This window comes from Kitasatospora sp. NPDC057940 (assembly GCF_042887425.1).
Classification (GTDB): Bacteria; Actinomycetota; Actinomycetes; order Streptomycetales; family Streptomycetaceae; genus Kitasatospora.
The window spans coordinates 24,125-34,471 of record NZ_JBHVPH010000048.1 but is presented as its reverse complement, the minus strand read 5'-3'; the positions used below and the strand labels follow the sequence as shown (position 1 = coordinate 34,471).

Annotated in this window: 9 protein-coding genes; 5 read left to right on the top strand and 4 right to left on the bottom strand. The window is 73.6% G+C overall.

Translation table 11 applies throughout. The features are described 5' to 3' along the window. From ACFVTF_RS37155 to ACFVTF_RS37145, 3 genes are all read right to left on the bottom strand, one after another. Window positions 1–1,005 (bottom strand): SCO1860 family LAETG-anchored protein (locus tag ACFVTF_RS37155; RefSeq protein ID WP_387818559.1); only part of this gene is annotated, 1,005 nt, incomplete at its 3' end. 184 nt (window positions 1,006–1,189) lie between these two features. Next, on the bottom strand, window positions 1,190–1,867 hold the full coding sequence (locus tag ACFVTF_RS37150) for a uracil-DNA glycosylase (RefSeq protein WP_371519368.1): 678 nt from the start codon (window positions 1,865–1,867) through the stop codon (window positions 1,190–1,192). A 116-nt stretch (window positions 1,868–1,983) separates the two neighbouring features. Then, the gene (locus ACFVTF_RS37145; RefSeq protein WP_371519365.1) at window positions 1,984–3,075 is read right to left on the bottom strand and encodes an amidohydrolase family protein; all 1,092 of its coding nucleotides are present in this window, start codon (window positions 3,073–3,075) and stop codon (window positions 1,984–1,986) included. Between the two features lie 97 nt (window positions 3,076–3,172). Here ACFVTF_RS37145 and ACFVTF_RS37140 point away from each other — a divergent pair, with 97 nt between their 5' ends. Together ACFVTF_RS37140 and ACFVTF_RS37135 are read left to right on the top strand one after the other, a co-directional pair. Then, entirely contained in the window at window positions 3,173–4,258 is a 1,086-nt protein-coding gene (locus tag ACFVTF_RS37140; RefSeq protein WP_387818556.1) for a pyridoxal-phosphate-dependent aminotransferase family protein, read from the top strand. A 255-nt stretch (window positions 4,259–4,513) separates the two neighbouring features. Beyond that, entirely contained in the window at window positions 4,514–6,109 is a 1,596-nt protein-coding gene (locus tag ACFVTF_RS37135; RefSeq protein WP_387818554.1) for a TauD/TfdA family dioxygenase, read from the top strand. Between the two features lie 48 nt (window positions 6,110–6,157). On the opposite strand, the gene ACFVTF_RS37130 is transcribed toward ACFVTF_RS37135, so the two are convergent. Further along, window positions 6,158–6,937 (bottom strand): GntR family transcriptional regulator, encoded by a 780-nt coding sequence (locus ACFVTF_RS37130; RefSeq protein ID WP_371519358.1) that lies wholly within the window; start codon window positions 6,935–6,937, stop codon window positions 6,158–6,160. Between the two features lie 369 nt (window positions 6,938–7,306). On the opposite strand from ACFVTF_RS37130, the gene ACFVTF_RS37125 reads away from it, so the two are divergent. The 3 genes from ACFVTF_RS37125 to ACFVTF_RS37115 all read left to right on the top strand — a co-directional run bounded on the left by ACFVTF_RS37125 (window position 7,307) and on the right by ACFVTF_RS37115 (window position 10,312). Next, complete coding sequence (locus ACFVTF_RS37125; RefSeq protein ID WP_363618622.1) at window positions 7,307–8,473, top strand: ABC transporter substrate-binding protein; 1,167 nt, start codon at window positions 7,307–7,309, stop codon at window positions 8,471–8,473. A 205-nt stretch (window positions 8,474–8,678) separates the two neighbouring features. After that, a complete protein-coding gene (locus ACFVTF_RS37120) occupies window positions 8,679–9,503 on the top strand; it encodes an ABC transporter permease subunit (protein WP_350880479.1) in 825 nt (274 codons plus the stop codon). Further along, on the top strand, window positions 9,503–10,312 hold the full coding sequence (locus ACFVTF_RS37115; protein ID WP_387818562.1) for an ABC transporter permease: 810 nt from the start codon (window positions 9,503–9,505) through the stop codon (window positions 10,310–10,312). Before ACFVTF_RS37120 ends, ACFVTF_RS37115 begins: the two co-directional genes overlap by 1 nt. Window positions 10,313–10,347: the final 35 nt, after the last annotated feature.

The window sequence follows — 10,347 nt, the reverse complement described above, 5'->3', positions numbered from 1 at the left end:
CCACAGGGCGCCGGCCCCGCCGGCGACGAGGGCGGCGGCCCCGGCGGCCAGCGGGCCGGTGGCGCTGCTGCCGCCGGTCGCGGCGAGGCCGGCGGCCGGCTTCTCCGACGGGCCGGGCTTCTCGGTGGCGGCCTGCGGGACGACGGCGCGGGTGGTGGTGTCGGCGACCGGCTGGGCGGTGGCGGCGGTGCCGGTCGGCGCGGGCGACGTCGGGGCCTGGGTCGCCTGGGTCGGGGTCGCACCGGCAGCCGGCGCGGAGGGCTTCTCGCAGCTCACCGAGGCCACGGTGATCTTGCCGGTGACCTTGGCGACGTTCAGGTTCAGCGGGTTCACCTCCACCTGGACCTCCAGGGCGGAGGCGGCGGCGGTGGTCGAGGTGGTGCTCTTCTTGGAGAGCTCCACCGACACGCTGCCGATCAGCGGCACGTCCACCTTGGTCGGCCCGTACAGGCCGAAGGTGACGGGCTTGCCGAGCACCGTCAGCTTGGCGGGCGCGACGACGTCGGCGGTCGGCTGTCCGTCGACGGGGCAGGTCGCCTCGGCGCTCATCGCCTCCAGGCCGATCAGCGTGGTGGCGGGCAGGCCGGGGGCGTGCACGTCGGCGTTGACCAGCTTGACGGAGGCGGCGGTGCCCTTGGCGTCGATGCGGGTCACGGCCGTGCCGATGTCGGCCTTGACCAGGGTGACCGGGCCCTGCTGGTCGACGCCGTCGACCTTGGCGGTGAGGAGCGAGCCCTCGCGCAGGGCCGGCGTCTCCACCTTGTTGAGCGCGAGGTCCACCGGGACGTCGACCGCCTTGTTCAACAGGCTGACGTCCAGGGCGAGTTCGGCGGTGACGGCGCGCGCCTTGCCGGGCGAGGCGGCGGACGACGGAGAGGGCGACGCGGTGGCCGCCGGGGCGGCGTACGCGGGCGGGACGGTGAGCAGCGTGCAGGCCGCGACCACGGCGGCGGCGGAAGCGGCCCGGCGGACGGAACGGGTGGAGCCGGCGGAACGAGAAGACATGGCGGTACCCCCACAGGTGCTGTTGATCCGGAGCGCGCCCAGACGTCACCCGCGACAGGCGGGGAGGGGCCGGCGTTCCGAACGGTGAGCCGCCAGTCTTCTCGAACAGTCCGTCACAGGAGCCACACAGAACGTCATTTCACTCGTTGGAGTGAGATTGACGCCTGCCGCTGACTCCGGTCTGCTACGGCAGTCGCCAGTCCACCGGCTGCGCACCCTGCCGCGCCAGCAGCTCGTTCGCCCGGCTGAACGGCCGCGAGCCGAAGAAGCCGCCGCTCGCCGAGTACGGGCTCGGGTGCGCCGACTCGATCGCCGGGACGTCCCCGAGCAGCGGCCGCAGGTTGCGGGCGTCGCGCCCCCACAGGATCGCCACCAGCGGGCCGCCGCGCGCCACCAGCGCCCGGATCGCCTGCTCGGTGACCTCCTCCCAACCCTTGCCCCGGTGCGCGGCGGGCTTGCGCGGCGCGGTGGTCAGCGCGCGGTTGAGCAGCAGGACGCCCTGCTGCGTCCACGGGGTGAGGTCGCCGTTGGACGGCTGGGGCAGGCCGAGGTCGCTGCCGTACTCCTGGAAGATGTTGATCAGGCTGGCCGGGATCGGCCGGGTCTCCGGCGCCACCGAGAAGCTGAGCCCGACGGCGTGGCCGGGCGTCGGGTACGGGTCCTGGCCGACGATCAGCACCCGCACGTCGGCGAAGGGCTGCTGGAAGGCCCGCAGCACGTTCGGCCCGGACGGCAGGTAGGTACGGCCGGCGGCCAGTTCGGCGCGCAGGAAGTCGCCCATGGCGGCGACCCGCCCGCCGACGGGCTCCAGGGCGGTGGCCCAACCGGGCTCGACGATCTCGTTCAGTGGACGCGGTGCCATGGTGGCCACCCTATCGGCCTACACCGACAGCGCGTTCAGCGGATGATCATGCATACGAGCCCGGAGCCGACCGGCCCACCGCCGACCACGACGGGCCACCGCCACCGGCCGGCCGCTCACCCCACCGGCCGGCCGCGCAGCACCACCAGCCGCGGGTCGGCGAGCACCCGGACGTCCGCCCGCGGATCCTCCCCGTACACCACGAAGTCGGCCGACTCCCCCTCCTCCAGCCCCGGCCGCCCCAGCCACTCCCGCGCGCCCCAACTGGCCGCCGACAGCGCCTGCGCCGGGCTCAGCCCCGCCTTCACCAGCTCCGCCACCTCCTCCGCGACCAGCCCGTGCGCCAGCGAGCCGCCCGCGTCCGTGCCGACGAACACCGGGATGCCGGCGTCGTGCGCGGCGCCGACGGTGGCGTAGCGGCGCTCGTGCAGCCGCCGCATGTGGGCCGCCCAGGCCGGGAACCTGCCCTCGCCGCCGGCCGCCAGGCCCGGGAAGGTGGCGATGTTGACCAGCGTCGGGACGATCGCCACGCCGCGCTCGGCGAAGGCCGGGATCAGCTCCTCGGTCAGCCCGGTGGCGTGCTCGATGCAGTCGATGCCGGCCGCCAGCAGGTCCGGCAGCGACTCGGCGGCGAAGCAGTGCGCGGTGACCCGCGCGCCTTCCTCGTGCGCCGCCGCGATCGCCTCGGCCAGCGCGTCGCCGGGCCAGCAGGCGGCGAGGTCGCCGCGCTCGCGGTCGATCCAGTCGCCGACCAGCTTCACCCAGCCGTCGCCGCGCCGGGCCTCCGCCCGGACGTACGCGGCGAGGTCGCCGGGCTCGATCTCGTGCGCGTAGTTGCGGATGTAGCGGCGGGTGCGGGCGATGTGCCGCCCGGCGCGGATGATCCGGGGCAGGTCCTCGCGCTCGTCGATCCACCGGGTGTCGGCAGCCGAGCCGGCGTCGCGGATCAGCAGGGTGCCGGCGTCACGGTCGGTGAGCGCCTGCTTCTCGCTGGTCTCCGCGTCGACGGCGCCGTGCGCGTCCAGGCCGACGTGGCAGTGCGCGTCCACCAGGCCGGGCAGCACCCAGCCCGTCACCGTCCGGACGTCCTCGGCGCCGGGCGGGCGGGTGAAGCTCACCCGGCCGTCCACGACCCAGAGTTCGTCCCGGACGTCCTCCGGACCGACCAGCACCCGACCCCGGACGTGCAGCACCGCGCGATCGCTCATGGCCCGCACTCTACCGACGGGCGTGTTCCCTGTAAGCAGCAAAGATGCGGCAGACTCGTTCCGGCACCCACCACCCCATGCCCGAAAGGCCGCTACCGTGAGTCCCTTCCTCGACCTCCCCCCGCTCAGCGCCGCCGAGTTCGCGGCGATCGAGGACCAGGTGGCCGCACTGCTGCACACCACCGCGGACGTCATCGTCACCCAGGGTGAGGCGCTGCTGCCGCTGGAGGCCGCGATCCGCGGCGCCGCGCACCCCGGCTCCACCGCGCTCAACATCGTCACCGGCCCGTACGGGCAGACCTTCGGCAACTGGCTGCGCTCCTGCGGGGTCGAGGTCGTGGACCTGGCCGTCCCCTTCGACAGCGCGGTCAGCGCGCAGCAGGTCGCCGACGCCCTCGCCGCCCACCCGGCCGTCGACTTCGTCTCCCTCGTCCACGCCGAGGCCGCCACCGGCAACACCAACCCCGTCGCCGGGATCGCCGCCGCCGTCCGCGAGCACGGCGCCCTGCTGATGCTCGACGCGGTCGCCTCCGTCGCCGCCGAGCCGCTGCTCACCGACGAGTGGGGCGTCGACCTGTGCGTCATCGGCGGCCAGAAGGCCATGGGCGGCCCCGCCGGGGTCTCCGCCGTCTCCGTCTCCCAGCGTGCCTGGGAGCGGATCGCCGCCAACCCGGCCGCCCCGCGCCGCTCCTACCTGTCCCTGCTCGACTGGAAGGAGCGCTGGACGGACGCCGGGCGCACCGTGCTCCCGCACGCCCCCGCCCAGTTGGAGATGCTGGCCCTCGGCGCCTGCCTCGACCGGATCGCCGCCGACGGCCTGCCCGCCGTCATCGCCCGCCACCGCGCCGCCTCCGCCGCCACCCGCGCGGGCGCCCGCGCGCTCGGCACCCTCGCCCCGTTCGTCACCGAGGACGCCCACGCGGCCCCCGTCGCCACCACGCTGCGCACCCCGGCCGGCGTGCACGCGGCCGAGCTCGCCGCCCGCCTCGACCCCGCCCTCCCCGTCCAGCCCGGCGGCGGGCCCCTCGCCGCCTCGATGCTCCGCGTCAACCACTACGGCCCCGCCGCCGCCCTGCCCACCGTCCACGCCTGCCTCGCCGCCCTCGCCACCGCGACGGACGCGGACCCGGCCCCGGCCCTGGCCGCCGCGGAGGCCGCCTGGACGGCCACCGTCCAGGGCTGACACCACCGCGCCGTCAAGGCCCGAGCACGCGCAGCGGCCCCCGGGACCCTCGGTCCCGGGGGCCGCTCCGTCCCTCCCCCCCCGGCTAGACCCAGCCGCACCCGGCACGGCGGGTTTCGGCCATGGGCTCCCGGCACAGTTCCCGCAGCGTTCATCTGCGCGGCACGCCGATCTCACCGGGGACCGGCAGGCTCCGGCCAGGGGTGAAGTTGGCTATACAACTTCACCCGGGACGCCGCCGAGGAGGAGACCACCATGACCGAGCTGCCGCCGTACTGGCTGCGCGACAACTGCCCGTGCGCCGAGTGCCGGGACCCCCGGAACGGCCAGAAGCTGTTCCAGATCAACGACCTGGAGGAAGGGCTGACGATCTCCGCGAGCACGGAGATCGACGGCCACCTGGAGATCCTCTGGTCGGACGGGCACCGCTCGCGGTACCCGCTGGCGTGGCTCGGCGCCGAGCGGGACGGCGACGGGCGGACGGAGGCCGACAAGCGGCTCTGGGTGGCGGCGGACTTCGCCCGCGGCCTCCCCGAGGCGCGGTGGGAGGCGTACCTGTCCGACCCCGCCGAGCAGGCCGCCGTCCTCACCGCCGTGCGCGGCAGCGGCTTCGCGGTGCTGCGCGGGGTGCCGACGGTGGAGCGGCAGGTCCTCGCGGTGGCCGAGAGCTTCGGCTACGTCCGGGTCACCAACTACGGGGAGCTGTTCGACGTCCGGGTCGAGCCGGATCCGAACAACCTGGCGTTCACCAGCGTCGCGATCGCGCCGCACACCGACAACCCGTACCGGGACCCGGTGCCGACGCTCCAGCTGCTGCACTGCCTGGAGAACTCCGCGACCGGCGGCGACTCCGGCCTGGTGGACGGGTTCCGGGCGGCGGCGGCCCTCCGGGAGGAGGCGCCGGCGGACTTCGAGACGCTCACCCGCACGCCCGTCCCGTTCGTCTTCCGCGACCGCCGCACCGAACTGCGTGCCGACCGCCCGCTGATCGAGCTGGACGCGCTCGGCCGGATCCGCGAGGTGCGGTTCAACAACCGCTCGATCGGCACCCTGCGCGGCACCCCCGGGGAGCTGAACGCCTTTTACGCCGCCTACCGCCGCTTCGCCGCGATCACCCTGCGCCCGGAGCTCCAGCTCACCTTCCGCCTCGACCGCGGCGACTGCCTGATCTTCGACAACACCCGCCTGCTGCACGCCCGTACGGCCTTCCAGCAGGACGGCCACCGCCACCTCCAGGGCTGCTACGCCGACCTCGACTCCCTGGCGAGCACCCTCGCCGTGCTGCACCGCCGCACCGCCGCGCTGGACGCGATCGCCGGGCTGTTCGCGGGCGAGGGCGCCGGGGAGTACCTGGGCGAGGAGGTCACCATGGCCGAGCACATGCTCCAGGGCGCCGCTGCCGCCGAGGCGGCCGGGGCGCCGGACCACCTCGTCGCCGCCGCGCTGCTGCACGACGTCGGGCACTTCTTCGACAAGCACGGCCAGGGTGCGCTGCACGGAAGGGACTTGATGGAAGGCCAGGACAACCGGCACAGCGACACCGGCGCCGACTGGCTGGCGCGGTGGTTCGGCCCGGAGGTGACCGAGCCGGTCCGGCTGCACGTGGCCGCCAAGCGCTACCTGTGCGCGGTGGAACCGGACTACCGGCAGCGGCTGTCCGAGGCCTCGGAGTACACCCTCACCGTCCAGGGCGGCCCGATGGACGAGCGGCAGGCCGCCGCGTTCGCCGAACTCCCGGGCGCCGCCGACGCGGTGGCCGTGCGCCGCTGGGACGATCAGGCGAAGGTCGCCGGGGCGCCGACGCCGGGCTTCGAGCACTACCGCCCGCTGCTCGCCGCGCTCATGCACTGACGGCACCGGCCGGCACGCCCGGGAGACGGACCAGGCTCGGCCCCGGGCTCAGTCACCCTCCCGGGCGTGCCGCGAAAGCGCCGACGCGGCCAGCGAGTTGTGGATGCTGAACGCCACCGTCCCGGGCAGGTAGCGGTCCTGGGACCACTCCACCGGAGTGCCGGTCGGGTCCGTCGTGCGCCGCCGTTCGCGCAGCAGCGGGCCGCCGCGGCGGCAGCCGAGGAGCCGGGCGTCCTCGGCGTTGGCGGCCACGATGTCGATGGTGTGGTCGGCGTCGGTGAACAGGATGCCGTGCTCGCGCAGGACCTCGGTGTGCGAGACGACGTCCGCCGGCAGCTCGGCGACGATCTCGCCGACCCGCGGCGGGTAGACGGTCCGCTCGACCATCACGGGCGTGCCGGAGAGGGTGCGCAGCCGGACGGTCACGTACACCTCGGCGCCCGGCTCCAGGCGCAGTTGCTCGCGTTCGGCGGTGTCGGCGGGGCGGCGGACCAGCGAGTCCAGGATGCCGCCGGGCTCCTCGCCCATCGAGTACGCCCAGTGCGTGAAGCTGAGCAGTTCGGAGAAGCTCTGCACCCGGGCGCCCCCGAGCACGACGCGCCGGGTGCCGCGGCGGGAGGTGACCAGCCCGTCGGAGCGCAGGACGGCGAGCGCCTGGCGGACGGTGCCCCGGGAGACGCCGTACTGCTCGGCGAGCGCGCCCTCGGCGGGCAGCCGGCCGGCCTCGCCGTACGCGCCGGTGGTGATGGCCTCGCGCAGGTCGGCGGCGACCTTCCGGTACAGGGCGCCGGGAGCGCGCTCGGCGGGGCGCCCGGGCTCAAGTGCCACGTCAGTCAATGTCCCTCCTGGGGCGGTGTCCTGCGCAGCCGTACCGGCACGGACAGCCCGACCTTATCCCGCTGCGCCTTTGAAGCATCGCACCGAACGGATCACGCTCCGATGGCCGGATTCGACCGTTCCCGCAGCCGACCCCGGTTCTGGGCCGTCCGTTCACCTTCCCGTCATCGGACTCCGGCGTACTTACCTCCGTCAGCGAAGTTGGCTAGTCAACTCGGACGGCCTCGAACGGCTCCGGGCGGCTCCGAACGGCACCGGGCACCTCAGAACGGCTCCGAACGGCCACTCGCACGATCCCCCGATCAGACAACCCCACCGCAGCTCACCCCCTTGCAGTACACCCGATCAGGAGACTGACCCGTGTCCGTGCACCGCGCCCGTTCCGCCGCCTTCGCAGCGGTCCTGACCGCCGCCGCGCTGTCCCTCACCGCCTGCGGCTCCGCCGGCTCCTCCACCGCGAAGTCCGGCGACGCCGCGGGCGGAAAGAGCGCCAAGACCGCCACCTCGGTCGCCGACTTCGGCGGGATGGACGGCCTGATCGCCGCCGCCAAGAAGGAGGGGAAGCTGCACGTCATCACGCTGCCCCGCGACTGGGCGAACTACGGCAAGCTGATGGACGACTTCAAGGCGAAGTACGGCATCGAGATCGAGGACGAGAACCCCGACGGCGCCAGCCAGGACGAGATCAACGCGATCACCTCCCGCAAGGGCCAGGACCGCGCCCCCGACGTCGTCGACCTCGGCTCGGCCTTCGCGCTCAGCGCCGCCAAGCAGGGCCTGCTGGCCCCGTACAAGGTGACCGACTTCGACAAGATCCCGGCCACCATGAAGAACGCCGACGGCCTGCACTACAACGACTACGGCGGCTACATGTCGATCGCGTGCGACGCCAAGAAGGTGTCCGCCTGCCCGAAGACCTTCGCCGACCTGCTGAAGCCCGAGTACAAGGGCATGGTCGCCCTGAACGGCAACCCGACCAAGGCCGGTGCCGCCTTCGGCGCCGTCTACGCGGCCGCGCTCGCCAACGGCGGCTCGCTGGACAACATCCAGCCCGGCATCGACTTCTTCGCCAAGGTCAAGCAGGCCGGCAACTTCAACCCGGTCGAGGTCACCCCGGCGACCATCGAGAAGGGCGAGACCCCGATCAGCATCGACTGGTCGTACCTGAACGCCGGCTACGCCGACAAGTTCAGGAGCAAGGGCATCGACTGGCAGGTGGCCATCCCCTCGGACGGCTCCTACGCGCAGTACTACAACCAGGCGATCAACAAGGACGCGCCGCACCCGGCCGCCGCCCGCCTGTGGGAGGAGTACCTGTACAGCGCCGAGGGCCAGAACGGCTTCCTGGGCGGCTACGCCACCCCGGCCCTGTTCGACGCCATGAAGACGGCCGGCACCCTGGACGCCGCCGGCGCAGCGAAGCTCCCGCCGGTCGAGAAGCCCTTCACCACCTTCCCGACCCAGGAGCAGACGGACACGGCCAAGAAGACCGTGACCGAGAACTGGGCCAAGGCGATCGCGGGCTGACCTGACGATGACCACGGCTCCCACCCCGGTGCCGGCCCCCGCCTCCGCCGCCCAGAGCGGCGGGGGCGCCCCCGGCCCCGCAGCAACCACCCCCGCCACCACGACCTCCCCGACCACGGCCACCACGGCCAAGAGCACCGAGACCGCCAAGACCGCCAGGGCCCCCCGCCCCGGCAAGCCCCGGGCCGGCCGCGGCCGCGCCTGGATGGCCGCCCTCCCCCTGCTCCTGTTCTTCCTGGTCGGCTTCGGCCTGCCCGCCGTCGCGATCGCCATCGGCGCGTTCACCACCTCGCCCGACGCCCCCGACGGCGGCGGCACCTTCACCACCGACAACCTCACCGGCTCGCTGCAGGGCGCCTACTGGACCGCCCTGTGGGGCAGCGTCAAGCTCTCCCTGCTGACCGCGCTGATCGCCGCCGTGGTCGGCCTGCCGCTGGCCCAGGCCGTGGCCACCTCCCGGTTCCGGGTGTTCCGCGAGGCGGTGCTCTCCGCCTCCGGCGTGCTCGCCAACTTCGGCGGCGTGCCGCTCGCCTTCATGTTCGTCGCCACCCTCGGCAACGCCGGCGAGGTCACCAAGAAGTTCGGCCTCACCAGCCACGGCTGGAACCTCTACACCTTCACCGGCCTCTCCGTGGTCTACCTGTACTTCCTGGTGCCGCTGATGGTCATCACCATCACCCCGGCCCTGGAGGGCCTGCGCACCCAGTGGCGCGAGGCCGCGTACAACAACGGCGCCACCGTCGTGCAGTACTGGCGGCACGTGGCCCTGCCGGTCCTGGTGCCCTCGCTGCTCGGCGGCTTCGTGCTGCTGTTCGGCGCCTCCTTCGCCGCGTACGCCACCGCCGAGGCCATGGTGGGCAGTTCGGTGCCGCTGATCTCGATGCAGATCGGCGACGCACTGTCCGGCAACGTCCTGGTCGGCCAGGGCAACCTCGCCCTCGCCCTCGGCCTCGACATGATCGTGGTCGCCTGCCTGGTGATGGCCGTGTACCTGCCCCTTCAGCGCCGGAGTGCCAAGTGGCTCGCCTGATCAATCGCATCCGTTTCGGCCGCGGCCTCGTCCTGCTGCTCTGCGGCGTCTACTTCGCCGTACCGCTGGCCTCCTCGGTGATCTTCAGCGTCGACGACAACAAGGGCGGCACCACCTTCCGGGCCTACACCGAGCTGCTGAACGCGCCCGGCTTCCTGGACAGCCTGGTGCTGAGCCTGGAGCTGGCCGGCGTCACGGTGGCGGTGCTGCTGCTCCTGCTCGTCCCGGCGATGCTCGCCGCCCGGCTCGGTGCGCCGAAGCTGCGCCCGGTGATCGAGGTGATGTGCTCGATGCCGCTGGTCGTCCCCGTGGTCGCGCTCACCACCGGCATCATCGGCGTGCTGCGCTGGGGCCCGGACTACCTCCAGGACACCCCGCTGTTCCAGACCATCGTGGCCATCCAGGACCCGAAGTTCCCGATCGTCCTGGTCATCGCCTACGTGCTGATGGCGCTGCCGTTCGCCTACCGGGCGCTGGACGCCGGGCTGCGCGGCGTGGACGTCGCCACCCTGGTCGAGGCCGCCCGCAACTGCGGGGCCGGCTGGCTGCGCGCGGTGTTCACCGTCGTCCTGCCGAACCTGCGCAGCGCGCTGCTGAACGCGGCCGTCCTCACCGTCGCCCTGGTGCTCGGCGAGTTCACCACCGCCTCCATCCTCGGCTTCGCCCCCTTCTCGGTGTGGATCAACTCCAACGGCAAGAGCGACGGCCAGATGTCCGTCGCCGTCTCGATGCTCAGCCTGCTGATCGTCTGGCTCGTCCTGCTGCTGATGTCCGCCGCCGGCCGCGGCCGCAAGGGCGCGCGGGCCTGAGGCGCCCCGCCGCCCGGCCACCCCGCGCTCCGGCC

Bases quoted from the DNA above. Each gene is read 5' to 3' on its own strand.
- ACFVTF_RS37150 (WP_371519368.1), bottom strand. From the start codon at position 1,867: ATGGCACCGCGTCCACTGAACGAGATCGTCGAGCCCGGTTGGGCCACC.
- ACFVTF_RS37145 (WP_371519365.1), bottom strand. From the start codon at position 3,075: ATGAGCGATCGCGCGGTGCTGCACGTCCGGGGTCGGGTGCTGGTCGGT.
- ACFVTF_RS37135 (WP_387818554.1), top strand. From the start codon at position 4,514: ATGACCGAGCTGCCGCCGTACTGGCTGCGCGACAACTGCCCGTGCGCC.
- ACFVTF_RS37120 (WP_350880479.1), top strand. From the start codon at position 8,679: ATGGCCGCCCTCCCCCTGCTCCTGTTCTTCCTGGTCGGCTTCGGCCTG.